This is a genomic window from Neoroseomonas oryzicola, from assembly GCF_012163135.1.
GTDB classification, from domain to species: Bacteria; Pseudomonadota; Alphaproteobacteria; order Acetobacterales; family Acetobacteraceae; genus Neoroseomonas; species Neoroseomonas oryzicola.
On the sequence record NZ_JAAVUP010000020.1, the window covers coordinates 12248 to 38692 of the forward strand.

Genomic DNA, 26445 nt, shown 5'->3' on the forward strand with positions numbered 1-26445 from the left:
GCGCGTTCAGCTCACGTCCCAGTCCCCCGCCAGCGCCTGGAGCACCGCAAGGCCCGCGACCGCCGCCGTCTCGGCCCGCAGGATGCGGGGGCCGAGGGCGACCGCGGTAACAAAGGGACGACGCAAGGCGTCGTCAAGTTCAGCAGTCTCGAACCCACCCTCGGGGCCGACCAGCCAACCGCAGGGAAGCCGCAGCCCGGCTGCGACATGACGGATCGGCAATGCTCCCCTGCGTTCGGCGGCGACCAGAAGCGGCGCGCCGTCCCACCCATCGAGCGCGGCATGCAGCGGCAGCGTGGCGCGGATCTCGGGCACCGACAGCCGCTCGCATTGTTCGGCCGCGCCGCGCGCGATGGCGGCCAGGCGATCGAGGTTGACGCGGTCGACGATGCTGCGCCGCGTCATCACCGGCTGGATGACCGAGACGCCGAGTTCCGTCGCCTTCTCCACGATCCAGTCCATCGCATCGCGCTTGATCGCCGCGACCAGCAGCCGCAGGTCGGGTTCGGTCGCCGGCGCCCGCCGCCGCGCGCCAAGCGCGAAGGCACAGCGGTCCTTGCGCAGATGCGCGATGGTCGCGGCGAACTCCCCGTCGCGCGCGTTGAACACCGCGACCTCGTCCCCCGCCCCGCGCCGCAGCACGGTGCCGAGGTGATGCGCCTGGGCGGGCGTGCCCGGGATCTCGGCGCCCTCGGCAAGGGCGGCGTCGTGGAACAGTCGCGGGGTGGACATGGCGGGTCTCCATGCCCCTTATACGGCGCGTGAGCGGCTATACCGACATCCGCGCCGGCGGCTGGGTCGCGCGCCTGCCCGAGGGCTGGCGCCCCTATGCCCTGCTGATGCGCCTCGACCGCCCGATCGGGTCCTGGCTGCTGTTCCTGCCTGGCCTCTGGGCCTTCGCCATGGCCGCCCCCTCCTGGGGGCGGGGGCTGTGGCTGACCATCCTGTTCGGCCTCGGCGCCGTTCTGATGCGCGGCGCGGGCTGCGTGGTGAACGACCTCTGGGACCGCGACCTCGACCGCCAGGTGGAACGCACGGCGGGACGGCCGCTCGCCTCGGGCGCGGTGCAGCCGAAGCAGGCGCTCGCCTTCCTGCTCGGGCTGCTGCTCGTCTCGCTGTTGATCCTGGTGCAGCTGCCCTGGTCGGCGATCCTGCTTGGCGTGCTCTCGCTGGTGCCCATCGCGCTCTATCCGCTGGCCAAGCGCGTGACGGACTGGCCGCAGGCGGTGCTCGGCGTGGTGTTCTCCTGGGCGGCGCCGATGGGCTACGCCTCGGCGACCGGCGGACTGGATGCGGCGGCAATCGCGCTCTGGGCCGCGGGCTTCTTCTGGATCCTCGGCTACGACACGATCTACGCGCACCAGGACCGCGAGGACGACGCGCTGGTCGGCATCCGCTCGACCGCGCTGCGGTTCGGCGAGAAGACGCGCCCCTTCCTCGCCGCCTGCTATGCGGTGACGCTCGTGCTGCTGCTGCTGGCGGGCTGGCTCGCGGGCCTGTCCTGGCTCTACGTCCCGGCGCTGCTGCTGCCCGCGGCGCTGCTGGCGCGGCAGGTCCTGACCATCGATATCGGCGACCCGGCGCTCTGCCTGCGGCTGTTCAAGGCGAACCGGGATGTCGGCCTCGCCATCGCGCTCGCCTTCCTGATCGGCCGGCTGTGAGCCCCGAGGATTTCGTGCGGACGCACACCGCGGTCGCGCGCGCGCCGATCGTGCCCGAGATCGCGCTCCACCTTGCCAGCGAGATCACCCCGATCTGGCAGGCCACGGAGGAATGGCTGAAGGAACGCAACATCGAGCCGCCCTTCTGGGCCTTCGCCTGGCCCGGCGGGCAGGCGACGGCGCGGCTGCTGCTGGACGAGCCGGAACGCGTCGCAGGCAAGCGCGTGCTCGATTTCGCCGCGGGCTGCGGCATCGCCGCCATTGCCGCCGCGAAGTCCGGCGCCGCGCTGGCCGAAGCCGCCGAGATCGATCGCCTCGCACTGGCCGCCGTGCGACTCAACGCCGCGCTGAACGGCGTGACGGTCGCGACGCCCGAGGGCGACATCGTCGGCGCGCCCTGCCGCTGGGACGTCATCCTCGCCGGCGACGTCTGCTACGAGGCGCCGATGACGGCGCACATCCTGCCCTGGCTGCGCGCGATGGCGGCGGCGGGCGCCGATGTGCTCCTCGCCGATCCCGGACGCGCCTACCTGCCGCGCGAGGGCCTTGAGCCCCTGTCCCACCACGCCGTGCCGACGACGCTGGAACTCGAGGACCGCACGCTGCGCGAGGTGACGCTGTTCCGCCTGCTTCCGTGACGGGCACGGAATGGGCTAGGCTGTGGCTCCCGCCCGGGAGGACGCCATGCGCCGCCTCGCCATCGCCTGCCTGCCGCTGCTGCTGATCGCCCTGCCCGCCGCGGCACAGCGCCAGAACATCTATGACGGCCAGGGCCGCTACCAGGGCTACACCGAGCGCAACGGCAACCACGTCACGCGCTACGACGGGCAAGGCCGTTACCAGGGCTACGCGGAATACAACAACGGCCGCGCGACGACCTACGACGCGCAGGGCCGCTACCAAGGCTATTCCGAGCGCAGCGGCGACCGCACCACGCGCTACGACGCGCAGGGGCGCTACCAGGGCTAAACCGAACGCAGCGGCAACCGGAGCCAGACCTACGATGGGTCGGGCCGCTACAGCGGATCCACGGAACGTGGCCCCACCGGCACGCGGACCTACGACAACAAGGGTCGCTATACCGGCAACACCTCCCGCTGAGCGCTACCGCGTCGCCTGCTCAAGGAAGCGCAGCAGCGCCGCCATGTCCTCGGCATTCTCGATGCGCTGCACCGGCATCTTCGTCCCCGGCGTCACCACGTCCGGCCCGCGGGTGAACAAATCCGCGACCGTCTCCGGCGTCCAGACGATGTCCCCGCGCGCGAGCCGGTCCGAATAGGCATAGCCGGCGACGCTGCCCATCCGCCGCCCGAACAGCCCGTGCAGGTTCGGCCCGGCCATGTTGCCCCCCTCGGGCGTCAGGGCATGGCAGGCGGAACAGGCGCGGAAGACGCGGGCGCCATGCGGGTCGAGGCCCACGCGCGTCTCCTCCGCGGCCGCTGCCCCCACCGGACCGATCGCACGGCCCGCGACCGCATCCCAGCGCCGCACGCGCCGGTCTGCGCCGCCCGTCCACAGCATGCGTCCATCGGTGTCGAAGGCCGCGGACCAGACCGGCGTGCCCGGCCCCTCGAGCGTATGCAGCAGCCGCCCCTCCGGCAGGCCGAGGATCGCGACGCTGCCGCCGAGCGACGCCGCCGCCAGCAGCGTCCCGCGTGCATTGGCCGCCAACGCGACCACCGGCCGCCCGGCGGCCAGGACCTCCCGCGCCTCGCCGTTCGGTGCGACCAGGCGAACGCGGCCGTCGACGCCGCCCGCCGCCAGCGCCCCGTCGGGCAGCGCCACGAGCGCGTTCTGCGGAAAGCCGAACTCCGCGACCGTCTCCGGCACGCCATCCGCGCCCCAGGCGCGCAGCGTGCCATCGAAGCCGGCGCTCACCGGCACGCCGTCGCTGCGGAAGGCCACCGCGTTCACATTGCCGCGGTGGCCTTCCAGCACGCGCGGGGCCGCGCCCTCGCGCCACAGCCGCACCGTCCCGTCCCACGCGGCCGAGGCCAGCACCCCATCGTGCCAGGCAAGCCCCGCCACCGGGCCTTCATGTCCTTCCAGCACGCGCTCCGGCGTGCCGCCGCGCGGATCCGGTCCCCAGAGCGCGATGCGCCCATCCTCCCCGCCCGAGGCGAAGCGCCCGCCGGGAAGTGCGGCGAGCGCATTCACCGCCCCCGCATGCCAGCGCACCACCGCCCGCGCGCGCCCGGCCGCCAGGTCCCACACGATCATCGACTGGTCGAAGCCGGCCGAGGCCAGGCTGCCGCCTTCCGGCGCCACGGCCAACGCGCGCACCGGGCCGCCATGCACCGCGCCCTGGTCCTGCGCGGCAGCCGGCAGCGCCAGCGCCGCGAGCAGCAACGCCAGCCGGGCAATCACACGACGACCCCGCCGCTCACATGGATCACCTGGCCGGTCACGTAGCCCGCGCCCGGCGAGGCGAGGAAGGCCACCGCCGCCGCCACGTCGTCCGGCTGGCCGAGCCGGCGCATCGGGATGCGCGCCGCGATCGCCTCCCATTGCGCCTTGTCGAGCGCGGCATGGGTCCCCGGGTCCTTCTGCGTGTAGCCCGGCGCCACCGCGTTCACCGTCACCGCCGGCGCCCATTCCAGCGCGAGCGCCTTCACCAGGGCCTCGACCCCCGCCTTCGCCGCGGCCGAGGCCGGGAAGATCGTGACGTCGTTGCGGAACAGGTGCGCGACGAAGGAGGAGATGGCGACCAGGCGCGGATCCCGCCCCTGCCGCAGGATCGGCCCGGCCTCCCGCGCCAGGCGCAGGAAGGCGAGCGCGATGGCGTCGTGGCTCCTCGCGAAGGCGGCGTCGGTCAGCCCCGCCACCGGCGTGCGGTCGGCGAAGCCGGCATTCGAGACGACGACGTCGAGGCCGCCGAGCAGTTCCGCCGCCTCCTTCACCGTGCGTTCGGGTGCGCCGGGTTCGGCGAGGTCGCAGAACACCTCGTAGGCGACGCCGCCGCGGGCACGGATGGCCTCGGCGGTGCGGGCCGCGCCCTCGCGGTTGCCGCGGGTGTGCACCGCGATGGCGACGCCCGGCGCGGCGAGCGCCCGGCAGCAGGCGGCGCCGATGCCGCTCGCTGCGCCGGTGACGAGGATGTTGCGGTCCGCCATGCGTGAAAGGTCCCGATCGATGCCGGGCGACTATAGGTGCCGCGGCGGCGGAGGGGCAGCACCCCTCCCCGGTCAGTCCATCGCGGCGTGGCCGGGTTCGGCCGGCCGCAGGGCCGCCGGGCGGCGCATCAGCAGCACCAGGACCGCGGTCGGGATGCAGAGCAGCAGCAGGTGGTGGAAGTCGTTGGCATAGGCCATGACCTGCGCCTGCTTGGTGACCTCGGCATTCAGCAGCGCCGCGCCCGCCGGGGTGCCGGGGTCCCAGAACTGCGCCACGCCCGGCAGGTGCAGCAGCCGGTTCAGCGGGCTGACGAGCGCGGCGATCTCGGCATGCAGGACCTGGCTGTCATGCTCGAGCACCGCGATGGTGGCCGAGATGCCGATGGCGCTGCCGATGTTGCGCACCAGGCTGGTCAGCGCCGTGCCGTCGGTGCGCAGGTCGGGCGGCAGGGTCGCGAAGGCGATGACCTGCAGCGGGATGAAGATGAAGCCGAGCCCGAAGCCCTGCGCGGCGGTGGTGAACATCAGGTGGTGCGCGTTGAGGTCCGGCGTCCAGCCCGTCATGTCCCACAACGACCAGCCCATCACCGCGATGCCGAACATCATCAGCGCGCGCGGATCGACCCGGTCGGCGACGCGCCCGGCGACCATCATCGCCATCATCGTGCCGACGCCGCGCGGCGCCAGCACCAGCCCCGCATCGAAGACCGGATAGCCGCCCAGCGTCTGCAGGTAGGGCGCGAGCAGCGCCGAGGTCGAGAACAGGATCGCGCCCACCACGAACATCATCATCAGGCCGGAGAGGAAGTTGCGGTCCCTGAAGATGCGCGGCGGGATGAAGGGCCGCGGCGCCGTCATCAGGTGCACGAGGAACAGCCAGAGCCCGAGCGCGGCGACCCCGGCCTCGATCAGGATCTCGGTCGATTCGAACCAGTCCTCCCGCTGCCCGCGGTCGAGCATCAGTTGCAGCGCGCCGATGCCGATGCTGAGTGCTGCGAAGCCGAAGACGTCGAAGGGCCGCACGGTCGCCGGCCGGTCGTCGTGCAGGAAGATCGACAGCCCCGCGAAGGCGAGCAGCCCGACCGGCAGGTTGACGTAGAAGACCCAGCGCCAGTCGTAGGATTCCGTCAGCCAGCCGCCGAGCGTCGGTCCCAGGATCGGCCCGAGCATCACGCCCATGCCCCAGACCGCCATGGCCGAGCCCCGCCGCGCCGGCGGGTAGATGTCGAGCATCGTCGCCTGGGACAGCGGCACCAGCGCCGCGCCGAAGGCGCCCTGCATCAGGCGGAACGCCACCATCTGCTCGAGCGACTGCGCCGCGCCGCACAGCACCGAGGCGAAGGTGAAGCCGCCCACCGAGATCAGGAAGATCCGCTTCCGCCCGTAGCGCGCCGCGAGCGCGCCGACCGGCGAGGTGAAGATCGCCGCAGCGACGATGTAGGAGGTCAGGACCCAGGTGACCTGGTCCGCGGTGGAGGAAAGCCCGCCCTGCATGTAGGGCAGCGCGACATTCGCGATGGTGCCGTCCAGCGCCTGCATCAGCGTCGCCGCCATGGCGCAGACGGTGATCAGCGCGCGGTTCGGTTCCGCGCCTTGCGTGGCCTCGGCCATGGCACGGCGCGCCTCAGAACAGGTCCGAAAGGCTGCGGCGATGGCCGGTGTCGATCGTCGCGACCACGCTCATGCCCGCGCGCAGCGGCGGTGCGCCTTCGGCCGCATCGACCTGCACGCGCACCGGCACGCGCTGGACCACCTTCACCCAGTTGCCGCTGGTGTTCTGTGCCGGCAGCACCGAGAACTGCGCCCCGGTCGCCGGCGCGATGGACTGCACGTGCCCATGCCAGGTGCGCCCCGGATAGGCGTCGACGGTGAAGGTTACGTCGTTGCCCGGACGGACATAGGTGAGGTCCGTCTCCTTCGGGTTCACCTCGATCCAGGCGCGGGCGGACCCGACCAGGCCGAGCGCCGGCGTCGCCGCGGCGAGATACAGGCCCGGCTGCACCGCCTCGACGCGCGTCACCACGCCGTCGAAGGGCGCGCGGACGGTGCTGTTCGCCAATTGCCGCCGTGCCTCGTCCAGCGCGGCCTGCGCCTGCATCACCTCGGGCTGGCGTTCGACCGGCAGGTCGGGATCGCCGCCGAGGCGCGCCAGCTGCACCACCGCCTGCTGGCGCAGGCTCGCGAGCTGCTGTTCCGCCCGCTGCAGCCCGAAGCGCGAATCGTCATAGGAGGCGCGAGACACGGCGGAGGTGTTCACCAGGCTCTGGGCGCGCTCGAACTGCGCGCGGGCGAGGTCGACCGCCGCTTCCTGCGCCGCGATGTCGCGCTGCATGCGCGTGAGGTCCTCGCGCAGCGCGGTGGCCGACAGGACGGCCTGCCGCAGCCGCGCCTCGGCGCCGGCGACAGCGATCTCGAAGGGCCTGGGGTCGAGGCTGTAGAGCACCTCGCCCGCATGGACCTGCTGGCCCTCATGCACCGGCACGTCGCGCACGATGCCGGCGACGTCGGTCGAGACCATCAGCAGGTCGGCGTGGACATAGGCGTTGTCGGAAGAGACGTAGCGTCCGCCCGACAACCAGCCCCATCCCGCCGTGCCGATCGCCGCGACGATGCCCGCGGCCATCAGCGCATGGCGCAGGCGCCGCCGGCGCGTCGCCTCGGGGTCGGGGTCGCGGATGGGCGTGGCCGCGCTCGCGCGGTCCATCCCGCGCGGCGCTTCGTTCAACGGGCCTTCAGGCATGGCAGTCGGTCCTCAGGCGGCCTCGTCCGGCACCCGGTCGTCGGACAGAAGCTCGGATTTCATGTTCAGCAGCGCCTCGACCACCTGGTGGACCGTCTCGCGGTCCAGCCCGGCGGTGATGCGGGCATGGAGCTCGGCGCGGTAGGCTTCGATGCGCGCCAGGATGGGCGCCGCGTCGGGCGTCAGGTGCAGGCGCCAGATGCGGCGATCGAAGGGGTCGGGCCGCCGTTCCACCAGGCCCCTTCCCTGCAGCCGATCGACCAGGCGACCCACCGTGATCGGCTCGACCTCCAGCGCGTCGGCCAGTTCCTTCTGGCTGAGCCCGCCCATGCGTTCGAGCCGCGCGAGGATCACCCATTGCGCCCGGGTCATCCCGTCCTCCCGCGCCCGCCGGTCGGCGTTGATGCGCACGAGGCGGCCGACATCGGAGAGCAGGAAGAGCAGATCGCGGTCGAGGGCGGCTGGCATAGCGGGAGTGATAATAAGCAGCGTTATGATCAGCTGCAATGGATGCCTTCTCATTTTTCAGTGGAGCCTTGCGCGATTGTTCGCGATTGCGGATCATTCGCAAATTATCCGCGACGGAGCCTCCCCGCATGTCCCGCATCACCCTGCTGCCGCTCGCCGCGGCGCTCCTCGCGCTCGGCGCCTGCGAAGGCCCGCAGCAGATCCTCGCCGACGAGCAATCCGTCGCGACCGACGTCGCGCTCCGCCGCGCCCGCTTCGAGATGAACTGCCCCGCCGCCACCGCGACCGTGCTGTCGAGCCAGCTGCTGCAGCCGGCCGCCTGGCGCGGCATCGAGCGCGCCGAATACACGATCGGCGTCACCGGCTGCGGGCAGCGCGTCACCTACGTCACGATGTGCCAGCTGGGTTCGCCGAGTTGCGTCGCCGTGCGCGGACAGGGCGGCGCCTGACGCGCCGGACCCCGCCTTGCGCGGGCGGCGCCCCGCCCGCATCCTCGGCGGCGAGGAACCGCCAGAGGGGAACAACCAGGTGACGCTGACCGTGCTCGAGCCCGAGGGGCTCTATCCCGACACCTCGCTCGAGCAGCGCATCATGGGCCCCTCGGTCCGCATCGTGCAGGGCGCGTGCAAATCCTCGCTCGCCGAACTGCCCGACGAGCTGTGCCAGCAGGCCGATGCGCTGATGACGCTGCGCATGGCCGTCCCCGCCGACCAGATCGCGCGCTTTCCCAATCTGCGCGTCATCATCCGCATGGGCGTCGGCTATGACCGCGTCGACCGCGCCGCCGCCGCCGCCCGGGGCATCAAGGTCTGCAACGTGCCGGACTACGGCACGCAGGAGGTCGCGGAATTCGCGGTGCTGATGGCGCTCGCGCTGCGCCGCGGCCTCACCCTCTATCACGACACCCAGCGCGGTCCGAACCCCGCGCCCTGGGCCGTGATGCGCCACCCCGCGGTGCGCCGGCAGGAGGTGCAGACCTTCGGCATCCTCGGCCTCGGCCGCATCGGCACGGCCGCGGCGCTGCGCGCCAAGGCGCTCGGCTATCGCGTGGTGTTCTACGACCCGGCGCTGCCCAACGGCGCCGACCGCGCCATCGGCGTCACCCGCTGCCGCACGATGGACGAGATGCTGGCCCAGGCCGACGTGCTCTCGATCCACTGCCCGCTCACGCGGAACACGCGCGGGCTCGTGGGCGAGCGGGAGTTGCGCCTGCTGCCGCAGAACGCCGTCGTCATCAATACGGCGCGCGGGCCGATCCTCGACATCGACGCGCTGGAACGCGTGCTGCGCGAGGGGCACATCGCCGCGGCGGGCCTCGACGTCATCCCGGTCGAACCGCCGGTGGAACCCATCCCCTCCCTGCTGCGCGCCTATCGCGACAAGGAGGAATGGCTGAACGGGCGCCTCATCATCTGCCCGCACATCGCCTTCCACACGCCCGAGGCGTGGGACGACATCCGGCTGAAGGCGGCGGAGACGATGCGGGACGTGCTGGTCGAAGGGCGGAACACGAATGTGATTCCGCCGGAGAGCGATTGATCGCGTCTCGCGACGAATTGGAGGGGCTTTGCCCCTCCAAACCACCCCACCAAAGGCCGAAAGGCCTTTGGGAACCTCGACATGGCACCGTGCACGACGGTCGAGACGATCACACGGCGCAGCATTTGCGCCGGAGACATGAAGTGATGGTTTGCAAAGGCCTTTCGGCCTTTGCCGGGGAGGTCCGGAGGGGCGGAGCCCCTCCGTCACGCCCACCGAGGACATCATGATCCGCAGCACCGAAGCCCACGCCGCCCGCCTCGAGGCCGCGCGCACCCTCGTCGAGGATGTCCTCATCCCCGCCGAAGCGCGCATGGACGCCGAGGACCGCATGCCCGACGCCGCTCGCGCCGCGCTGCGCGCGCATGGCCTGTTCGGCATCTCGATCCCCGACGCCTTCGGCGGCCTCGGCCTGACGATGGAAGAAGAGGCCGGGCTGATGCTGGTCCTCGGCCGCGCCGCACCCGCCTATCGCGCGGTCTATGCGCTCAACAGCGGCGGCGCGGCGCAGATCCTGCTGCGCGCCGGCAGCAAGGCGCAGAAGGCGCAGTGGTTGCCGGGCCTCGCGAGCGGTTCGCGCATCGCCTGCTTCTGCCTCTCCGAACCCGAGGCCGGGTCCGACGCAGCCGCGCTGCAGACCACCGCGCGGCGCGAAGGCGAGGGCTGGCGCCTCGACGGCCGCAAGCGCTGGGTCACCAACGCGCCCGAGGCGGGCATGCTGATGGTCATGGCACGCACCGGCGGCGAGGGCGCACGCGGCATCTCCGCCTTCGCCATCGACCCCGCGACGCCCGGCATCCACATCCAGCCCGCGCAATCCAAGATGGGCATGCGCGGCGCGCTCACCGCCGACATCGTATTCGAGAATGCGCGCATCCCTGCCGATGCGCTGGTCGGCGCGGAAGGCGACGGGCTGAAACTGGCGCTTGCCGGTCTCGACAAGGTGCGGCTGCATCTCGCGGCGCTGTCCGCGGGGCTGATGGAACGGCTGATCGACGAAGGCCGCGCCCATGCGCTGCGCCGGCGCCAGTTCGGCAAGCCGCTCGCGGACCAGCCCGCCATCGGCGCCTTGCTGGCCGACAGCGCGGCGGAAGCGCTCGCTGCGCGCTGCATGGCGCTCGAACTCGCCCGCGCGCGGGACGACGGCACGCTGCGTCCGGCCGATGCCGCGGCGGCGAAGCTCTTTGCGACCGAGGCGCTCGGCCGCGTCGCCGACCGCGTGCTGCAGGTGCATGGCGGCGAGGGCTACATGACCGGCAGCGCGGTCGAGCGCCTCTATCGCGACGTGCGGCTGCTGCGCATCCTCGACGGCACCTCGGAGATCCAGCGCCTGGTCGTCGCGCGCGGCCTGTTCTCAGCCTAGCCCGCGCCGTGACACCGTCCGCCAGCGGCGCAGCATCAGCGCCGCGACGATGGCAAGCCCCACGCCGAGGCCGACCCACACCCCCATCGGCCCCAACCCGCCGACATGCGCGACGAGCAGCCCGAAGGGCAGCCCGATCCCCCAATAGCCCAGCGCCGCGAACAGCATCGGCACGCGCGTATCCTTCAGCCCGCGCAGCGCGCCGGCCGTGACCACCTGGATGCCATCGCCAAGCTGGAAGAAGCCCGCCACCACCAGCAGCGTGGCGCCGAGTGCTGCGACCTCGGCCGCCGTCGCGTCCGCGGGGTTGAGGAAGGCCCAGGCGATGACGGGCGACATCGTCACCAGCATCACCGCCATCGCCGCCATGAAGGTCGCGCCGAGCCCGATCGCCACCCAGCCCGCCCGCGCCGCGCCGGCGGCGTCGAGCGCCCCGGCGGCGAGACCCACCCGCGCCGTGGCCGCCTGGCCGATCCCCATCGGTACCATGAAGGTCGCGGATGCCGTCTGGATCGCGATGGCATGGGCCGCGACAGCCGCCGCGCCGAACCAGCCCATCGCCAGCGCCGCGGCGGAGAACACCCCGATCTCGAGCAGCATCGCCGCGGCGATCGGCAGGCCGACCACGAAGACCTCCCGCATGCGGGCCGGCTGCGGCCGCCAGGCGCGGCCCAGCAGGCGGAAGCGCCGGAACACGCGGTCGCGCCGGATCAGCACCAGCGTCGCGATCACCATCCCCCAGTTCGCGAGGCTCAGCGCAAGCCCCGCCCCCGCGACGCCGAGCCCCATCGGGAAGATCAGCGCCCAGGCGATCGGCAGGTTCAGCATCACCGCCGCGAGCGAGATCCACATCGCCCCGGCGGGCCGCTCCATGGCCGCGAGGAATCCCCGCAGCACCACGAAGGCACAGAAGCCGGGCATGCCGAACATCGCCGCCCGCGCATACGCCTGCGCCAGCGCGGCTAGCACCGGATCCTGCCCGAGCGCCCGCAGCACCGCCTCGGTCTGCCACAGCAGCAGCCAGGACGGCAGCAGCGCGGCACCCACGGCCCAGAGCGCCGAACGCGTCGCGCGCCGCATGCCGCGCACCCATCCCCGCCCGGCCCCGCCGACGAGCCGCCCCGCCCCGCGCACCTGCGCCTGCAGCGGCGCCGCCGCGAAGGCGAGCCCGAGCCCCGGCGCCAGCAGCGCGAAATACAGACTGACGGCGAGCATCCCGCCCGCCAGCGCCTCGGTCCCGAGATGGCCGAGCAGCGCCGTCTCGGTCAGCGCGAGCGCCATCTGCGACAGGTTGGTGAAGACGATCGGCAGCGAAAGCACGAGCGTCGCCCGCGCTTCCGTGCGCCAATCGGGCGATGCGGGCATTCCCGTCACCGCCGCATGTCCGGCGTCCATTGTCCTGCATCTAGCCTCGGACGGTGCGCGATGCCACCGGCCGCGCTATCTGTGCAACGACAGCACGGAGAATCACATGCATCGCCGGATGTTGATCGCCGCTCCGCTCGCCGCCCCGCTGGCCGCGACGCGCGTCTCCGCCCAGGGCGTGACGCTCGCGACCGAGGAATACATGCTGCCCACCGGCGATGCCGGCATCGAGGTCTTCCTGCGCAACAAGCGGCCGGAGGAGACGACGCGCTTCACGCCCGCGCGCACGCTGCTGTTCGTCCACGGCGCGACCTATCCGGCGCATACCGCCTTCGACCTGCCGCTCGGCGGGCTGTCCTGGATGGACTACATCGCCTCGCGCGGCTTCGACGTCTGGTGCCTCGACCTGCGCGGCTATGGCCGCAGCACGCGCCCGCCGCAGATGTCGCAGCCGCCGGAGGCGAACCCGCCGATCGTGCGCGCCGACGTCGCGCTGCAGGACATCACCGCCGCCGCCGCCTTCATCCGCCAGCACCGCAGCGTGCCGCGCCTGATCCACATGGGCTGGTCCTGGGGCAGCACGCTGATGGGCCGCTTCGCCGCGGAGAACCCCGGCGGCGTGGAGCGCCTGGTCCTTTTCGCCCCACCCTGGGTCTCGCAGGGGGCGACCCCCGCGACCACGCCGCTCGGCGCCTACCGCACCGTCACCCAGGCCCAGGCGCGCGAGCGCTGGATGAACGGCGTGCCGGAAGCCAAGCGCGCCGCCCTGATCCCGCCCGGCTGGTTCGAACACTGGGCCGGCGTCACCTGGGCCACCGACCCCGAGGGCCTGCGCCGCAACCCGTCGGTCCTGCGCGCGCCCAACGGCGTGCTGCAGGATTTCCGCGAGTTCGAGCAGGCCGGCCGTCCCTCCTGGGATCCGGCCAAGGTCACCGCACCAGCGCTGCTCGTCGTCGGCGAATGGGACCGCGACACGCCACCCGCCATGGCGGCCGCGCTGTTTCCGCTGCTGACGAACAGCCCCGGCAAGCGCCTGGTGATGCTGGGCGAGGGCACCCACACCATGCTGCTCGAGCGCAACCGTGGGGTGCTCTATTCCACGGTGCAGGGCTTCCTCGAGGAAGGTGCTGCCTCCTGAAGCGCTTCATCAACACGCAACGCCAACTCTGTAACAATGGCGGGGCCGCCGATTCGGCGGTCCTTCCGAAAGACCCGCCATGACCGTCCGTCGCAGCCTGTTCGCCGCCGCCGTCGCCACCTTCGCCCTGGCCGGTGCCGCCCAGGCGCAGACCACCGACCCGTCCTTCCGCCTCAACAACCGGTCCAACGTGACGATCATGGAGCTCTACGTCTCCTCCTCGGCCGACCGGAACTGGGGCCAGGACCGCCTCGGCGCCAATGTCCTCGCGCCCGGCCAGAGCTTCATCGTCCGCCTGCCGGACGGCCAATGCGTCAACGACATCCGCATCGTCCCGCAGAACAGCCAGCCGATCGAACGGATGCAGATCAACACCTGCAACCTCACGGACATCAACTTCCCCTGATCCGAACCGCGCTGCCGGGGCGTGTGATCGGATTCATTCGACGGACGGCGCAGCCACAGGCTGCGCCGTTTGCGTGCCGGTACCGGGGCTGAAGCGGTTCAGCGACGGCCGGGCCGCCGCCGGGCGATGATCCCCCTGCCGCAGATCGCGCGGCATCAGGAGGACCGCTCCATGCGCTTCCGCCGTGCCCTGATCCTCTGCACCGCCGGCCTGGTCGCGATGGGCGCCGGGGTGGCGCTCGACTCCCGCCGGGCGGATGCCGCGTCCCGCCGCGCCGTGGCCAGCGCCGCGGCACCCTTCGCACCGGTGCCGATGCACGCCTGGGGCTCCGACATGGCCGGCGCCAACCGGATCCCGAGCGGCCAGGCGATCCTCCCGGTCCTGCCCGGCGGTTGAAGTCCCGCGCCAGATTGACAACTCGCCGTCGCTCTCCCCAGGCTCCGGCAAAGGGTCGGAGGGAGCGCCATGGCCGAGAGCGATCAGACGAAACGAGCCTTCCGGCTGCGCAGCGAGCGCTGGTTCAACGACCCGACCGATCCGGGCATGACCTCGCTCTACATCGAGCGCATGCTCAATTTCGGCATGACGCGCGCCGAGTTGCAGTCCGGCCGCCCGATCATCGGCATCGCCCAGACCGGATCCGACATCGCGCCGTGCAACCGCCACCACATCGCGCTCGCCGAACGGGTGAAGGCCGGCATCCGTGACGCCGGCGGCGTGCCGCTCGAATTCCCGGTCCATCCCGTGCAGGAGACGCTGAAGCGCCCGACCGCGGCGCTGGATCGCAACCTGCAATACCTCTCGCTGGTCGAGATCCTGCACGGCTACCCCATGGACGGCGTCGTGCTGACCATGGGCTGCGACAAGACGACGCCCGCGCAGCTGATGGGCGCCGCGACGGTCAACATCCCCGCGATCGGGCTGTCGGGCGGGCCGATGCTCGACGGCTACTGGAAGGGCCGCCTGGCAGGCTCCGGCACCATCGTGTGGGAAGCACGCAAGATGCTCGCCGCCGGCGAGATCGACAACGACACCTTCATTGAGATGGTGGCCGCGAGCGCGACCTCGGTCGGGCATTGCTCGACCATGGGCACGGCGCTGTCGATGAACTCGCTGGCCGAGGCGGTCGGCATGTCGCTGACCGGCTGCGCCGCCATCCCCGGCCCGTATCGCCAGCGCGGCCAGATCGCCTACGAGACCGGCCGGCGCATCGTGCAGATGGTCGAGGCGAACCTCCGCCCCTCCGACATCATGACGAAGAAGGCCTTCGAGAATGCGGTGGCAGTGGCGAGCGCGATCGGTGCGTCGTCCAACTGCCCGATCCACATGGTCGCGATCGCCCGCCACATGGGCGTCGACCATACGGTCGAGGACTGGCAGCGCGTCGGCGCCGACATCCCGCTTCTGGTCGACTGCCAGCCCGCCGGGCGCTTCCTCGGCGAGGCCTTCTACCGCGCCGGCGGCGTGCCCGCGGTGATGAAGCAGTTGCTCGACGCCGGGCTGCTGCATGGCGACGTGATGACCGTCACCGGCCGGACGGTCGCCGAGAACCTCGCCGGCATCCCCGCCCCTGACCCCGAGGTCATCCGCCCCATCGCCAAGCCGATGAAGGAACGCGCCGGCTTCGTCGTGCTGTCGGGTAACCTGTTCGACAATGCCGTGATGAAGATCTCCGTCATCGACAAGGCCTTCCGCGACCGCTTCCTGTCGAACCCGCCCGACGTCTTCGAAGGCAAGGTCGCCGTTTTCGAAGGTCCCGAGGACTACCACGCGCGCCTCGACGATCCCGCGCTCGGCATCGACGAGAAGACCGTCCTCGTGATCCGCAATTGCGGCCCGGTCGGCTATCCCGGTGCTGCGGAGGTGGTGAACATGCAGCCGCCCGCGGCGCTCATCAAACGCGGCGTCGGCGCGCTGCCGACCATGGGCGACGGGCGGCAATCCGGCACCTCGGGCTCGCCCTCCATCCTCAACGTCTCGCCCGAAGCCGCGGTCGGCGGTGGCCTCGCGCTGCTCAGGGACGGCGACCCGATCCGCATCGACCTCAACACCCGCAAGGTCGACGTGCTGATCCCGGCCGAGGAGCTCGCCGCCCGTCGCGCCGCCTGGCAGGCGCCGGAGCTGCTGAACAAGACGCCGTGGGAGGAGATCTACCGCAACTCCGTCGGCAGCCTCGGCACCGGCGGCTGCCTCGAACCCGCGACGCTGTATCTCAACATCCTCGAGACGCGCGGCGAGAGCCGCCACAACCACTGAAGGACGCGCCCATGACAGGACGCCTCGCCGGCAAGCGCTGCTTCGTCACGGCCGCGGGCCAGGGCATCGGCCGCGCCGCCGCCCTCGCCATGGCGGCGGAAGGGGCGACCGTCGTCGCCACCGACCTCGACGCCCACAAGGTCGGCGAGCTCGGCGCGCGCGGCATCACCCATTTCCCGCTGAACGTGCTGGACGACGCGGCGGTGGACGAAGCGGCGAAGCAGGCCGGGCCGATCGACATCCTGTTCAACTGCGCGGGCTTCGTACACCAGAACACCATCCTGTCCTGCACGGACGATGAATGGTCCTTCGGCTTCGCGCTCAACGTGCGCGCCATGTGGAAGGTGGCCCGCGCCTTCCTGCCGGGGATGATCGAGCGCAAGCGCGGCAGCATCGTCAACATGTCGAGCGCCTGTTCCTCGGTGAAGGGCGCACCGAACCGTTTCCTGTATGGCACGACCAAGGCGGCGGTGATCGGCCTGACCAAGTCGATCGCGACGGAATACGTCTCGCAGGGAATCCGCTGCAACTGCCTCTGCCCCGGCACCGTCGACACGCCGTCGCTACACGACCGCATCTCCGCCAATGCGGCGGCCGCGGGCTCGGTGGAAGCGGCGCGGGCCGCCTTCGTCGCGCGGCAATTGATGGGCCGCCTCGCCACCGCCGAGGAGATGGCGGCCCTCGTCGTCTACCTCGCCTCGGACGAAAGCGCCTTCGTCACCGGCCAGTCCATCGTCATCGACGGCGGCTGGACCCTGTAATTCCCGTAAGGCCGGGCCGCTTCCGGGCCCGGCCGATCCCTGGCATTCTCCGCCCCCAACCAACGACAGGTTCAGGAATACGTCGATGAAGCTGCTGCGCTACGGACCCGCCGGCCAGGAAAAGCCCGGACTCTTGGATGCCGACGGCGCCATCCGCGACCTGTCGGGCGTCATTCCGGACCTGGCGGGCGACGCGCTCTCTCCCGCCGTGCTCGCCAAGATCGCGGCGCTCGACCCGGCCTCGCTGCCCAAGGTCGCGGGCAATCCGCGCCTGGGCCCGCCGGTGACGGGGATGAAGAACCTGGTCTGCATCGGCCTGAACTACGCCGACCACGCGGCCGAAACCGGCGCCCCGATCCCCAAGGAGCCGATCGTCTTCCTCAAGTCGCTCAACGCGCTGTCGGGCCCGAATGACGACGTCGTCATCCCGCGCAACAGCGTGAAGACCGACTGGGAGGTCGAGCTCGCGGTCATCATCGGCACCCGTGCCAAGTACGTGTCGGAGGAGAACGCCCTCGACCACGTCGCCGGCTATGCCGTAGGCAACGACGTCTCCGAGCGCGAATGGCAGGCCGAACGCGGCGGCGCCTGGGACAAGGGCAAGGGCTTCGACACTTTCGGCCCGCTCGGCCCGTGGCTGGTCACCAAGGACGAGATCCCCGACCCGCAGAACCTCGCGATGTTCTGCGACGTGGACGGCGTCCGCCAGCAGGACGGCTCGACGCGCACGATGATCTTCGGCGTGAAGCAGGTCATCGCCTATGTCAGCCAGTGCATCACGCTGAACCCGGGCGACGTCATCTTCACCGGCACGCCGCCGGGCGTGGGCCTGGGCAAGAAGCCGACGCCGGTCTTCCTCAAGGCGGGCCAGACGATGCGCCTCGGCATCGCGGGCCTCGGGGAGCAGCAGCAGAAGCTGGTGGCCTCGTCGTGATGCGCGCCGCGCTCCTCGCCGTCGTCCTGCTCGCGCCTGGCATCGCCGCGGCGCAGCAGCAGCAACAGCAGCGCCAGGCGCAGCAGCCGCGCCAGCCCGACCTCGCCACCGAGGTCGAGCGAAACCTGCGCACCTGCATGGGCAATTCGCAGGACGTGGCACTCGCCGCGCGATGCATGGACGGCCAACGGGCGGCCATCGCGCCGCGCCTCGACAGCGCCGTGCAGCGGCTGCTCGCGACCCAGCAGGACCCGGCGCGCCGGGCCGCGCTGGCCGAGGTCCAGGCCGCCTGGGCCGCCTATCGCGACCGGCGCTGCGACTTCGCCGGCAGCAATCCCGAACGCGGCGCCGATGCCGCCGCCGACCGTGCCGCCTGCCTGCTGCAGTTCGACGTGGGCCGCGCGATCGAGATCGAGCAGTTCCTGAACCCGCCGCCGGCGCCCGCGCAGCGCCCGCAGCAGCAACAGCAGCGGCGGTGAGCGAGGGGCCGACCCTCGTCATCTTCGACTTCCCGGCCCGCCCGCCCGGCGGGCCGGAGCAGGCGGCGGCGATGCGCACCCTGGCCGCGGACATAGCCGCCGAGCCCGACCTGCTGTGGAAGATCTGGACGGAAGCGGCCGAGGAGAAGCGCGCCGGCGGCATCTACCTGTTCCGCTCGCGCGCCGCGGCCGAGGCCTATCACCGCAAGCACGCCGCGCGCCTGACCGCTGCCGGCATCACCGGCATCGAGGCGACCTACCGCAGCTTCGACGGCCCGCTGACGGCCATCACCCGCGGCCCGGTCGGCTGATTTCACGGCCGGATCGTCCCGGGACGGCGTAAGGTCCTCGCGCTTCCAGCGCGGAGGTCCATCCATGGTCATGTTCCACCAGGGCAGCCGGGACCTGCAGGACGCCTTCGGGTCCCGACCCCTCGCCGATCGCCTGGTCGAGAAGCTGCGCCGGTCCGCCTTCACCGAGGACGACGCCGCCTTCATCGCCTCGGTGCGCTTCTTCTTCCTCGCCACCGCGGATGCGGAGGGACGGCCCGACTGCTCCTACAAGGGCGGCGATCCGGGCTTCGTGCGCGTGGCGGCGCCGGATTTGCTCGTCTTCCCCGACTACGACGGCAACGGGATGTTCAAGAGCCTCGGCAACATCGCGGCCAATCCGCATGTCGGGCTGCTCTTCATCACCATGGAGGACCGTCCGCGCCGCCTGCGCGTGAACGGCACGGCGCGGGTGGTGCTGGACGATCCGATGATGTCGGAATTCGAAGGCGCGCAGGCGCTGGTGCGCGTCACGCCGGACGACATCTTCCCCAATTGTCCGCGCAACATCCCGCGCTACGCGCTGCAGGACGCCTCGCCCTACATCCCCCGTTGCGGCGAGGCGCGCGTCGAACCCGCCTGGAAGACCTTCGAGATCTTCGCGGACGTGGTGCCGCCCCGGAAGGCGTGAGGCGCCCTCAGCGCCCGTAATCGGCGAACTGCGCGGCCGCCTCGGCCAGTTCGCGGTCGTTCAGCAGGACCGGCTGCAGCCCCGCGGCCAGCAGGTCGAGATACTGCCCCGCGAGGTTCTCGACCTCGAAGGCCAGCGTCAGCGCGGCGGCGAGCGTCGCGCCGGTCGCGACGACGCCGTGGTTCGCCAGCAGCACCGCCCGTCGTCCCTCGAGCGCGACGACGCAGTTCCGTGCCAGCGCCTCGGTGCCGAAGGTCGCGTGCTCGGCGCAGCGCACCTCGCCGCCAGCCATCAGCACCATGTAGTGGAAGGACGGAATGCCGCGCCGCGCGCAGGACAGGGCCGTCGCGCGCGGGCTGTGCGTATGCACCACCGCCCCCACCTCCGGCCGCGCCGCATGGACAGCGGCATGCAGCCGCAATTCCGAGGACGGACGGCGATGCCCGCGCAGCACAGCGCCCGCGGCATCGACCTGCACCAGGTCGGCCTCGGTGAGGTCCGCATAGGGCAGCCCCGCCGGCGTCACGAGGAACCCGCCGTCGCAGCGGACCGACAGGTTGCCCGATTTGGACGGCATCATCCCCGCGGCATCGAGCCGCCTGGCCGCGGCGACGATCTCCGCCGCCGTCACGCTGCCGTCTCCGACAGCGCCGCCGCGAGGCCGGCGAGCAGCATGCACCCCATCGCGCAGCACCAGCGCAGCAGCGTCGCGCGCATCAGCGGCCGCGCTTCGGGCGGCACGCGATCCGACATCACGAACCAGTCCCAGCCATTGAACAGCAGCCGCGATCCGCCGATCCGCACGGCGCGCCATCCCGCCACCAGCGCCGTGACGGCGAAACCCGCCGCCGCAACACCGAGAAGGACGGCAAGCGCCTGCAGCGCGGAACTCACATCGTCGCCCCGAGCACCCAGGGGGCGAATTCCTGCGCGCCGAAGCCCATCGCCTCGCTCTTGGTCGGCGCGCCCGATGCGGTGCGCAGCATCAGTTCGAAGATGCGCTGCCCGCACTGCTCCACCGTCTCCTCGCCGGTGACGATGGTGCCGCAGTTGATGTCCATGTCCTCGGACAGGCGGCCATACATCGCGGAATTGGTCGCGAGCTTGATGGACGGCGCCGGCTTCATGCCGAACACCGACCCGCGCCCGGTGGTGAAGCAGACCATGTTCGCCCCGCCGGCAACCTGCCCGGTCGCGGCCACCGGGTCGTAGCCCGGCGTGTCCATGAAGACGAAGCCCTTGGCGGTGACGGGCTCGGCATAGCGATAGACGTCGACCAGGTTCGTCGTCCCCGCCTTGGCCATGGCGCCGAGCGACTTCTCGAGGATCGTCGTCAGCCCGCCCGCCTTGTTGCCGGGCGAGGGGTTGGCGTTCATCTCCGCCCCCTCGCGCTCGGTGTAGCGCTCCCACCAATGCATCACGTCGACCAGCTTCTGGCCGACCTCCTGGCTCACCGCGCGGCGCGTCAGCAGGTGCTCGGCACCATAGGTCTCCGGGCTCTCGGACAGGATCACCGTGCCGCCATGCCGCACCACGAGGTCCGAGGCCGCCCCGAGAGCCGGGTTCGCGGTGATGCCCGAATACCCGTCCGACCCGCCGCATTGCAGCGCGATGCACAGCTCGCTCGCCGGCACCGGCTCGCGCGTCACCGCATTCGCCTCCGCCAGCACCTCCTTCACGAAGTCCATGCCCTTCAGCACGGTCGAGCGCGACCCGCCGCTGTCCTGGATGTCCATGCTCCGCAGCCGGCCCGTCAGCTTCTGCTCCTCGAGCATCGGTCCGAGCTGGTTCACCTCGCAGCCGAGGCCGATGGCGATGACATGGGAGAAGTTCGCATGCCGCGCGAAGCCCGCGAGCGTCCGGCGCAGCACGCGCAGCGGCTCGTCCATCGTCATGCCGCAGCCGGTCTTGTGCGTCAGCGCCACGACGCCGTCGACATTGCCCCATTCGGCCAGCGGATCGGCGCCGGTGATCGGGTTGCGCTCGAACTGCCGCGCGATGAGTTCGGCCACATGCGCCGAGCAGTTCACCGAGGTGACGATGCCGATGTAGTTGCGCGTCGCGACGCGCCCGTCCGCACGGCGGATGCCCATGAAGGTCGCCGGTGTGTCGACATAGGCCGTCGGCTTCGCATCCACGCCCCAGGCATAGTCGCGCGAGAAATCACCCATCTCGCAATTGTGGGTGTGGACCCAGGCGCCGGGCTCGATGGCGTCGGTGGCGAAGCCGATGATCTGGCCGTAGCGGCGGATCGGCTCGCCCTTGGCGATGGGACGCACCGCCACCTTGTGCCCCGCGGGGATGCGCCGCGCGCCCACGGTGACGCCCGGGGCGACCTCGGTTCCCGGCTGCAGCAGCTGACGTGCGATGACGACGCCGTCCTCGGGGTGCAGGCGGATCACGGGGGAAAGCGTCGTGCTGCTCATGGTGGCGTTCCTGGGCATTCCGGAAGGAGACCAGTCTAGACCCCGCTTGCGCCGCACGGCCACTCGGCGCATGAAGGCGATGGACACCTTGGGGAGCCCCATCGGGGGCTGAGAGGCGGGCTTCACCCGCGACCCATGGAACCTGATCCGGTTCGGACCGGTGTAGGGAACGGTGCCACCCGTTCGTCCGCGCGTTCAGGCCCCCATCGGGCAGCGCGCGGCCATGCGCGGGACCCCGTCCCCCTGCCCGGCCATGGAGGGGACGATGCTGAACCGTCGCTCGCTGCTCGCCGCCACCGCCGCCGCGCCCCTCGCGCGCGCCGCCACGGCCCAGACCGCCCGCGCCCGCACGCTGCGCTTCATGCCGCAGGCAGCCCTCGCGGTGCTGGACCCGATCTTCAACCCCACCACCATCGTCACGACGCATGGCTACTGCGTCTTCGACACGCTGTACGGCGCCGACCGCGCGCTGCGGCCGCATCCGCAGATGGCCCAGGGGCACGAGACCTCGGCCGACGGCCTGACCTGGACCATCCGCCTGCGCGAAGGCCTGCTGTTCCACGACGGCGAGCCGGTGCGCGCCAAGGATTGCGTCGCCTCGATCCGCCGCTGGGCGGTGCGCGACGCCTTCGGCCAGGTGATGATGGGCGCGGTGAACGAGATCGTCGCGACCGACGACCGCACCATCACCTTCCGGCTCAAGCGTCCCTTCCCTGCGCTGCTCGACGCGCTGGCCAAGCCCGCGGCCTCCCCCTGCTTCATGATGCCGGAGCGCACGGCGAACACGCCCGCCGACCGCGCGATCACCGACATGACCGGCAGCGGCCCCTGGAAGTGGGTCGCCGGCGAATTCGTCCAGGGCAGCCGCGCCGTCTACGTCAAGAACGAGCGCTACGTCCCGCGCGCCGAACCCGCCGATGCCGCCGCCGGCGGCAAGGTGGTGAACTTCGACCGCCTCGAACTGGTCTGGATGGACGGCGGCACCGCCGCCGCCGCGCTGCGGACCGGGGAGATCGACTGGATCGAATACCCGCTGCCCGACCTGGTGCCCGTGCTGCAACGCGACCGCGGCGTGACCACGCAGGTCTACGACCCGAACGGCTTCCTCGGCTTCCTGCGCTTCAACTGCCTGCATCCGCCCTTCGACAAGGTCGAGGTGCGCCGCGCCATCCGCGACATCCTGGTGCAGCCGGACTACATGCAGGCCGTGGCACTGGAAGGCGACTGGCGCGAATGCCACGCCGTCTTCCCCTGCGGCCTGCCGCAGGTGGTGGAATTCCCGCCCGCGCCGCGCGGCCCGGCCGCGATGGACCGCGCCCGCGCCGCGCTGCGCGATGCAGGCTACCGCGGCGAGCCCATCGTGATCGCCAATCCGACCGACTTCCCGGCGGTGACCCAGCAGGGACGCGTGACGGCGGACCTGATGCGGCGCCTCGGCGTCAATGTCGACCTGGTCGAGGCCGACTGGGCCACCACCATCGCCCGCCGCGCCAACAAGAACCCGCCGGCCCAGGGCGGATGGAACCTGCACAACACGAACTTCCCCGCGGCCGGCATCGCCAATCCGGCGCTCTCGCCCATCATCCGCATGCATGGGGAACGCGCCTGGTTCGGCTGGCCAACGGATGCGGGGGTCGAGGAACAGGTCCAGGCCTGGATCGATGCGCCGACGGCCGAGGCCCAGGCGACCGCCATGCGCCGCGTGCAGGACCTGGCGTGGGAGGCGGTGCCCTTCGCGCCGACCGGCCTGTTCCGCCTGCGCACGGCCTTCCGGTCCGACATCACCGGCGTGCTGCAGGGGCCGAACCCCTTCGTGTGGAACCTCCGGAGAGGCTAGAGGCAGCCTGCGGGACCGGCCTCGCGACGGATTCCCATCGGCGTTGTCCTGCAACGTCGATGGGGTCCGGGACTGCAACCCGCGGCGCGTTCCGCGACGCCAAGGGCCGCGGATGCGGTCCGCCTGGTGGCCGAGGGCCGCAGGATCAGCAGCCGCCCGGGATCGGCTCCAGCTTCACCATCCGGCCGTCGACGACGAATTCGCGGAAATCCATCTGCATCTCGTCGGCGACGCCATTCTCCCAATACCGCAGGGAGACCTCGTAGGATGGCGTGGTCGCCCCGCCGCCCTGCTGCTGCGCGTCGCGGTCGAAGAAGGCGATGCGCATGCGCACCGACCCCAAGGGCGACAGCATGGGGAAATCGGCGTTGTCGCGCGGCGCATCCCAGGCCGACATCACCGTCGTCGTGTCCTGCGCCCCGTCATCCGAGGTGCCGTCGAACAGCGGCGCCACCAGCAGCCGCTGCCCCGCCCGCGCGGCGTTGAGCGAGGCGATGGTGTGGAAGTTCGGCAGGATGGTGCCGGCCGGCAGCCGCACCTCCTTCTGCTCGGGATCGGTGTAGCGCGCGACGCCTGAGCCGTCGGCGCCGATCTGCGCCTCGCCCGAGATGCGCTGCGTCACCGCGCCCTGCGTCATCTGCGTCAGGCTGAAGCGGATGCGCCTTCCGTCCTTGCTCTCGAGCGTCGAGTAGTCCGATGCGGTCTCGATCTCGGTCCCGTCCCGGTCGGTCAGCGTCAGGGAGAAGCGCTGCCGCGTCGCCCAGCCGTCGCAGGCGTCCACCACCTCATAGACCATCGCGCCCTCGGCGCGGGCGATGTTCCCCGGATCCCGCGCGCGGGACAGGCTGAGCCGATAGGCGGCACGGTGCGCGACCAGGTGCCGCGCCTCCACCTGCTGGCCCTGCGGGACCGGCGTGCCGAACGGCGCCGCCGGCGCCTGGGCGTGGCCTACGGGCGCCGCCAAGGTGGCCGCGAGGCAGAGGACGGAAAGGAGGCTCGGCCGCATCGCGGTCTCCGGGCGAGAGGACAGGACCCCGAACTTAGGGTGTCTTGGGCCCGGCCGCACCCTTCGCGGGCGGAAGATCGAGCTTGATGTGCAGTTCCTTCAGCCGCGCCGCCGGCACCGGCGCCGGCGCCTGCATCATCAGGTCCTCGCCCTGCTGGTTCAGCGGGAAGAGGATGACCTCGCGGATGTTGGGCTCGTCGGCCAGCAGCATGACGATGCGGTCGATGCCCGGCGCCGAACCGCCGTGCGGCGGCGCGCCGTAGCGGAAGGCATTCAGCATCCCGCCGAAGCGGTCCTCGACGTCCTGCGCCGTGTAGCCGGCGATCTCGAAGGCACGGATCATGATGTCCGGGCGGTGGTTGCGGATCGCGCCCGAGGAGAGTTCCACCCCGTTGCACACGATGTCGTACTGGAACGCCTTGATGTCCAAGGGGTTCATCGTGTTCAGCGCCTCGAGCCCGCCCTGCGGCATCGAGAAGGGGTTGTGGCTGAAGTCGATCTGCTTGGTGTCCTCGTTCAGCTCGTACATCGGGAAGTCGACGATCCAGCAGAAGCGGAATTCGTCCTTCGCGATCAGCCCGAGCTCCTCGCCGAGGCGGGTGCGGACCTTGCCCGAGAACTTCGGCGCCTCGTCCTTCTTGCCCGCGGCGAAGAAGACGGCGTCGCCCGCGTTCAGCCCGCAGGCCACGCGGATCGCCTCGACGCGGTCGGCCTCGAGGTTCTTCGCGATCGGCCCCTTCGGCCCGTCCGCGGCGAACTGGATGTAGCCGAGCCCGCCCGCGCCCTCGGCGCGCGCCCAATCGTTCAGCTTGTCGAAGAAGCCGCGCGGCTTGTCGGCAGCCCCCGGCGCCGGCACCGCGCGGACGATGCCGCCCGAGGCCGCGATCTTGGCGAACAGCCCGAAGCCCGACCCCGCGAAGTGCTCGGTGACGTCGGTGATCCTGAGCGGGTTGCGCAGGTCCGGCTTGTCCGAGCCATAGACCAGCATCGCCTCGTCATAGGCGATGCGCGGGAAGGGTGCGCCGTAGACCTTCCGTTCGCCCGCGAATTCCTCGAACACGCCGGCGATCACCGGCTCGATCGCGGCGAAGACGTCCTCCTGCGTGACGAAGCTCATCTCGAAGTCGAGCTGGTAGAACTCGCCAGGCGAACGGTCGGCGCGCGACGCCTCGTCGCGGAAGCAGGGCGCGATCTGGAAGTAGCGGTCGAAGCCCGCGACCATCGCGAGCTGCTTGAACTGCTGCGGCGCCTGCGGCAGCGCGTAGAAGGTGCCCGGATGGTTGCGCGAGGGCACGAGGAAGTCGCGCGCGCCTTCAGGCGAGGACGCGGTCAGGATCGGCGTCTGGAACTCGGTGAAGCCCTGCTCGATCATGCGGCGGCGGATCGAGGCGATGACCCCCGCGCGCAGCAGGATGTTGCGCTTCTGCTTCTCCCGCCGCAGGTCGAGGAAGCGGTACTTGAGGCGCAGTTCCTCGGGGAAATCCTGGTCTCCGGCGACCTGGATCGGCAGCACCTCGGCGGCCGACTGCACCGCCATCTCATGGACGCGGATCTCGACCTCGCCAGTCGGCAGCTTGTCGTTGATGGTGCCGGCCTCGCGCAGCACCACCTCGCCGGTCACGGTGATGACGCTCTCGGGCCGCACGGCCTCGGCCGCGTCGAACACCACCGAGCCCGAGGGGAACACGCACTGCGTCAGCCCGAAGCGGTCCCGCAGGTCGACGAAGAGCAGCCCGCCATGGTCGCGCTTGCGATGCACCCAGCCGGACAGCCGGACCGTCTTGCCGGCGTCGGAGGCGCGAAGCGCGCCGCAATTGTGGGTGCGATAGGCGTGCATGGGCGGAACCGGTCTCGATGCGGATGGAAGGCGCGCAAAGGGACCGACCGGGCGGAGGCTGTCAAGCGGTGGGGCGCCCCCTGCCCAGCGCGCGCCCCCCCACCGCCCCCGCCCGCGCGCGCCCCGCGCCGCCCCTCCGCCCCCGCCCCCCCGGCG

28 protein-coding genes and 1 riboswitch are annotated in these 26445 nt (G+C 71.5%); of the genes, 16 read left to right on the top strand and 12 right to left on the bottom strand.

The features are described 5' to 3' along the window. Window positions 1-6: 6 nt before the first annotated feature. Window positions 7-732, bottom strand: a complete 726-nt coding sequence (locus tag GWK15_RS24485; protein ID WP_168044042.1) for a 16S rRNA (uracil(1498)-N(3))-methyltransferase — start codon at window positions 730-732, stop codon at window positions 7-9. 11 nt (window positions 733-743) lie between these two features. Between GWK15_RS24485 and ubiA the strand changes: the two genes are divergently transcribed. From ubiA to GWK15_RS24500, 3 genes are read left to right on the top strand one after another with little or no spacing between them, the layout of a single operon-like run. Next, a complete protein-coding gene (gene ubiA, locus GWK15_RS24490) occupies window positions 744-1661 on the top strand; it encodes a 4-hydroxybenzoate octaprenyltransferase (protein ID WP_168044043.1) in 918 nt (305 codons plus the stop codon). Window positions 1662-1675: 14 nt separating this feature from the next. Then, a complete protein-coding gene (locus tag GWK15_RS24495) occupies window positions 1676-2299 on the top strand; it encodes a class I SAM-dependent methyltransferase (protein WP_338147329.1) in 624 nt (207 codons plus the stop codon). A 46-nt stretch (window positions 2300-2345) separates the two neighbouring features. Continuing rightward, entirely contained in the window at window positions 2346-2630 is a 285-nt protein-coding gene (locus tag GWK15_RS24500; protein WP_168044045.1) for a hypothetical protein, read from the top strand. A 135-nt stretch (window positions 2631-2765) separates the two neighbouring features. On the opposite strand, the gene GWK15_RS24505 is transcribed toward GWK15_RS24500, so the two are convergent. The 5 genes from GWK15_RS24505 to GWK15_RS24525 form a co-directional block, all read right to left on the bottom strand. After that, on the bottom strand, window positions 2766-4028 hold the full coding sequence (locus tag GWK15_RS24505; protein WP_168044046.1) for a c-type cytochrome: 1263 nt from the start codon (window positions 4026-4028) through the stop codon (window positions 2766-2768). After that, window positions 4025-4774 (bottom strand): SDR family NAD(P)-dependent oxidoreductase, encoded by a 750-nt coding sequence (locus tag GWK15_RS24510; protein WP_168044047.1) that lies wholly within the window; start codon window positions 4772-4774, stop codon window positions 4025-4027. The genes GWK15_RS24505 and GWK15_RS24510 overlap by 4 nt, the downstream gene beginning before the upstream one ends. A 72-nt stretch (window positions 4775-4846) precedes the next feature. Beyond that, window positions 4847-6385: a DHA2 family efflux MFS transporter permease subunit gene (locus tag GWK15_RS24515; RefSeq protein ID WP_168044048.1), complete on the bottom strand. Its 1539-nt coding sequence runs from the start codon at window positions 6383-6385 to the stop codon at window positions 4847-4849. Between the two features lie 13 nt (window positions 6386-6398). After that, a complete protein-coding gene (locus GWK15_RS24520) occupies window positions 6399-7514 on the bottom strand; it encodes an HlyD family secretion protein (RefSeq protein ID WP_168044051.1) in 1116 nt (371 codons plus the stop codon). A 12-nt stretch (window positions 7515-7526) separates the two neighbouring features. After that, window positions 7527-7982, bottom strand: coding sequence for a MarR family winged helix-turn-helix transcriptional regulator (locus GWK15_RS24525; protein ID WP_168044053.1), 456 nt, complete (start codon window positions 7980-7982; stop codon window positions 7527-7529). 128 nt (window positions 7983-8110) lie between these two features. Between GWK15_RS24525 and GWK15_RS24530 the strand changes: the two genes are divergently transcribed. The 3 genes from GWK15_RS24530 (at window position 8111) to GWK15_RS24540 (ending at window position 10884) form a co-directional block, all read left to right on the top strand. Next, a complete protein-coding gene (locus tag GWK15_RS24530) occupies window positions 8111-8431 on the top strand; it encodes a hypothetical protein (protein ID WP_168044055.1) in 321 nt (106 codons plus the stop codon). Between the two features lie 16 nt (window positions 8432-8447). Beyond that, entirely contained in the window at window positions 8448-9521 is a 1074-nt protein-coding gene (locus tag GWK15_RS24535; RefSeq protein WP_245211886.1) for a C-terminal binding protein, read from the top strand. A gap of 226 nt (window positions 9522-9747) precedes the next feature. Continuing rightward, window positions 9748-10884 carry an acyl-CoA dehydrogenase family protein gene (locus GWK15_RS24540; protein WP_168044057.1) on the top strand — a complete coding sequence of 379 codons (1137 nt, stop codon included), beginning with the start codon at window positions 9748-9750 and terminating at the stop codon, window positions 10882-10884. Here GWK15_RS24540 and GWK15_RS24545 read toward each other — a convergent pair. Next, window positions 10876-12249 carry an MATE family efflux transporter gene (locus GWK15_RS24545; RefSeq protein ID WP_168044059.1) on the bottom strand — a complete coding sequence of 458 codons (1374 nt, stop codon included), beginning with the start codon at window positions 12247-12249 and terminating at the stop codon, window positions 10876-10878. The two genes, GWK15_RS24540 and GWK15_RS24545, sit on opposite strands and share 9 nt — an antisense overlap. Before the next feature lie 118 nt (window positions 12250-12367). On the opposite strand from GWK15_RS24545, the gene GWK15_RS24550 reads away from it, so the two are divergent. The 9 genes from GWK15_RS24550 (at window position 12368) to GWK15_RS24590 (ending at window position 19183) form a co-directional block, all read left to right on the top strand. After that, on the top strand, window positions 12368-13387 hold the full coding sequence (locus GWK15_RS24550) for an alpha/beta hydrolase (RefSeq protein ID WP_245211887.1): 1020 nt from the start codon (window positions 12368-12370) through the stop codon (window positions 13385-13387). A 79-nt stretch (window positions 13388-13466) separates the two neighbouring features. Beyond that, a complete protein-coding gene (locus GWK15_RS24555) occupies window positions 13467-13793 on the top strand; it encodes a hypothetical protein (protein ID WP_168044063.1) in 327 nt (108 codons plus the stop codon). A 171-nt stretch (window positions 13794-13964) separates the two neighbouring features. Next, window positions 13965-14189: a hypothetical protein gene (locus tag GWK15_RS24560; RefSeq protein ID WP_168044065.1), complete on the top strand. Its 225-nt coding sequence runs from the start codon at window positions 13965-13967 to the stop codon at window positions 14187-14189. A gap of 69 nt (window positions 14190-14258) precedes the next feature. Then, window positions 14259-16049 carry an IlvD/Edd family dehydratase gene (locus GWK15_RS24565; RefSeq protein WP_168044067.1) on the top strand — a complete coding sequence of 597 codons (1791 nt, stop codon included), beginning with the start codon at window positions 14259-14261 and terminating at the stop codon, window positions 16047-16049. Window positions 16050-16060: 11 nt separating this feature from the next. After that, window positions 16061-16810, top strand: a complete 750-nt coding sequence (locus GWK15_RS24570) for an SDR family oxidoreductase (protein WP_168044068.1) — start codon at window positions 16061-16063, stop codon at window positions 16808-16810. 85 nt (window positions 16811-16895) lie between these two features. Further along, window positions 16896-17744, top strand: a complete 849-nt coding sequence (locus GWK15_RS24575; RefSeq protein ID WP_168044070.1) for a fumarylacetoacetate hydrolase family protein — start codon at window positions 16896-16898, stop codon at window positions 17742-17744. After that, complete coding sequence (locus tag GWK15_RS24580) at window positions 17744-18223, top strand: lysozyme inhibitor LprI family protein (protein WP_168044072.1); 480 nt, start codon at window positions 17744-17746, stop codon at window positions 18221-18223. Before GWK15_RS24575 ends, GWK15_RS24580 begins: the two co-directional genes overlap by 1 nt. After that, window positions 18220-18534: a YdhR family protein gene (locus GWK15_RS26450; protein WP_168044074.1), complete on the top strand. Its 315-nt coding sequence runs from the start codon at window positions 18220-18222 to the stop codon at window positions 18532-18534. The genes GWK15_RS24580 and GWK15_RS26450 overlap by 4 nt, the downstream gene beginning before the upstream one ends. A gap of 64 nt (window positions 18535-18598) precedes the next feature. Continuing rightward, the gene (locus GWK15_RS24590) at window positions 18599-19183 is read left to right on the top strand and encodes a pyridoxamine 5'-phosphate oxidase family protein (protein WP_209442409.1); all 585 of its coding nucleotides are present in this window, start codon (window positions 18599-18601) and stop codon (window positions 19181-19183) included. A gap of 7 nt (window positions 19184-19190) precedes the next feature. On the opposite strand, the gene GWK15_RS24595 is transcribed toward GWK15_RS24590, so the two are convergent. The 3 genes from GWK15_RS24595 to GWK15_RS24600 are packed head-to-tail and all read right to left on the bottom strand — an operon-like array spanning window position 19191 to window position 21609. Next, complete coding sequence (locus tag GWK15_RS24595) at window positions 19191-19814, bottom strand: class II aldolase/adducin family protein (RefSeq protein WP_338147330.1); 624 nt, start codon at window positions 19812-19814, stop codon at window positions 19191-19193. Further along, window positions 19811-20077, bottom strand: a complete 267-nt coding sequence (locus GWK15_RS26655; RefSeq protein ID WP_245211888.1) for a hypothetical protein — start codon at window positions 20075-20077, stop codon at window positions 19811-19813. The genes GWK15_RS24595 and GWK15_RS26655 overlap by 4 nt, the downstream gene beginning before the upstream one ends. After that, the gene (locus GWK15_RS24600; protein WP_168044078.1) at window positions 20074-21609 is read right to left on the bottom strand and encodes a UxaA family hydrolase; all 1536 of its coding nucleotides are present in this window, start codon (window positions 21607-21609) and stop codon (window positions 20074-20076) included. The genes GWK15_RS26655 and GWK15_RS24600 overlap by 4 nt, the downstream gene beginning before the upstream one ends. A 79-nt stretch (window positions 21610-21688) precedes the next feature. Further along, window positions 21689-21796, top strand: a riboswitch (TPP riboswitch). A gap of 78 nt (window positions 21797-21874) precedes the next feature. Here GWK15_RS24600 and GWK15_RS24605 point away from each other — a divergent pair. After that, window positions 21875-23446, top strand: a complete 1572-nt coding sequence (locus GWK15_RS24605) for an ABC transporter substrate-binding protein (protein WP_168044081.1) — start codon at window positions 21875-21877, stop codon at window positions 23444-23446. A 145-nt stretch (window positions 23447-23591) separates the two neighbouring features. On the opposite strand, the gene GWK15_RS24610 is transcribed toward GWK15_RS24605, so the two are convergent. Beyond that, window positions 23592-24452: an EipB family protein gene (locus tag GWK15_RS24610; RefSeq protein WP_168044082.1), complete on the bottom strand. Its 861-nt coding sequence runs from the start codon at window positions 24450-24452 to the stop codon at window positions 23592-23594. Between the two features lie 34 nt (window positions 24453-24486). Next, window positions 24487-26289: an aspartate--tRNA ligase gene (gene aspS, locus GWK15_RS24615; protein ID WP_168044083.1), complete on the bottom strand. Its 1803-nt coding sequence runs from the start codon at window positions 26287-26289 to the stop codon at window positions 24487-24489. Window positions 26290-26445: the final 156 nt, after the last annotated feature.

Excerpts from the sequence above, each read along its gene's own strand:
- GWK15_RS24565 (WP_168044067.1), top strand. The coding sequence starts at position 14,259 with ATGGCCGAGAGCGATCAGACGAAACGAGCCTTCCGGCTGCGCAGCGAG.
- GWK15_RS24550 (WP_245211887.1), top strand. The coding sequence starts at position 12,368 with ATGTTGATCGCCGCTCCGCTCGCCGCCCCGCTGGCCGCGACGCGCGTC.
- ubiA (WP_168044043.1), top strand. The coding sequence starts at position 744 with ATGCCCCTTATACGGCGCGTGAGCGGCTATACCGACATCCGCGCCGGC.
- GWK15_RS24610 (WP_168044082.1), bottom strand. The coding sequence starts at position 24,452 with ATGCGGCCGAGCCTCCTTTCCGTCCTCTGCCTCGCGGCCACCTTGGCG.
- GWK15_RS24510 (WP_168044047.1), bottom strand. The coding sequence starts at position 4,774 with ATGGCGGACCGCAACATCCTCGTCACCGGCGCAGCGAGCGGCATCGGC.
- GWK15_RS24570 (WP_168044068.1), top strand. The coding sequence starts at position 16,061 with ATGACAGGACGCCTCGCCGGCAAGCGCTGCTTCGTCACGGCCGCGGGC.
- GWK15_RS24540 (WP_168044057.1), top strand. The coding sequence starts at position 9,748 with ATGATCCGCAGCACCGAAGCCCACGCCGCCCGCCTCGAGGCCGCGCGC.
- GWK15_RS24555 (WP_168044063.1), top strand. The coding sequence starts at position 13,467 with ATGACCGTCCGTCGCAGCCTGTTCGCCGCCGCCGTCGCCACCTTCGCC.
- GWK15_RS24575 (WP_168044070.1), top strand. The coding sequence starts at position 16,896 with ATGAAGCTGCTGCGCTACGGACCCGCCGGCCAGGAAAAGCCCGGACTC.
- GWK15_RS24520 (WP_168044051.1), bottom strand. The coding sequence starts at position 7,514 with ATGCCTGAAGGCCCGTTGAACGAAGCGCCGCGCGGGATGGACCGCGCG.
- GWK15_RS24580 (WP_168044072.1), top strand. The coding sequence starts at position 17,744 with ATGCGCGCCGCGCTCCTCGCCGTCGTCCTGCTCGCGCCTGGCATCGCC.
- GWK15_RS24485 (WP_168044042.1), bottom strand. The coding sequence starts at position 732 with ATGTCCACCCCGCGACTGTTCCACGACGCCGCCCTTGCCGAGGGCGCC.
- GWK15_RS24525 (WP_168044053.1), bottom strand. The coding sequence starts at position 7,982 with ATGCCAGCCGCCCTCGACCGCGATCTGCTCTTCCTGCTCTCCGATGTC.
- aspS (WP_168044083.1), bottom strand. The coding sequence starts at position 26,289 with ATGCACGCCTATCGCACCCACAATTGCGGCGCGCTTCGCGCCTCCGAC.
- GWK15_RS24545 (WP_168044059.1), bottom strand. The coding sequence starts at position 12,249 with ATGCCCGCATCGCCCGATTGGCGCACGGAAGCGCGGGCGACGCTCGTG.
- GWK15_RS24530 (WP_168044055.1), top strand. The coding sequence starts at position 8,111 with ATGTCCCGCATCACCCTGCTGCCGCTCGCCGCGGCGCTCCTCGCGCTC.
- GWK15_RS24590 (WP_209442409.1), top strand. The coding sequence starts at position 18,599 with ATGGTCATGTTCCACCAGGGCAGCCGGGACCTGCAGGACGCCTTCGGG.
- GWK15_RS24600 (WP_168044078.1), bottom strand. The coding sequence starts at position 21,609 with ATGAGCAGCACGACGCTTTCCCCCGTGATCCGCCTGCACCCCGAGGAC.
- GWK15_RS24605 (WP_168044081.1), top strand. The coding sequence starts at position 21,875 with ATGCTGAACCGTCGCTCGCTGCTCGCCGCCACCGCCGCCGCGCCCCTC.
- GWK15_RS24560 (WP_168044065.1), top strand. The coding sequence starts at position 13,965 with ATGCGCTTCCGCCGTGCCCTGATCCTCTGCACCGCCGGCCTGGTCGCG.
- GWK15_RS24500 (WP_168044045.1), top strand. The coding sequence starts at position 2,346 with ATGCGCCGCCTCGCCATCGCCTGCCTGCCGCTGCTGCTGATCGCCCTG.
- GWK15_RS24515 (WP_168044048.1), bottom strand. The coding sequence starts at position 6,385 with ATGGCCGAGGCCACGCAAGGCGCGGAACCGAACCGCGCGCTGATCACC.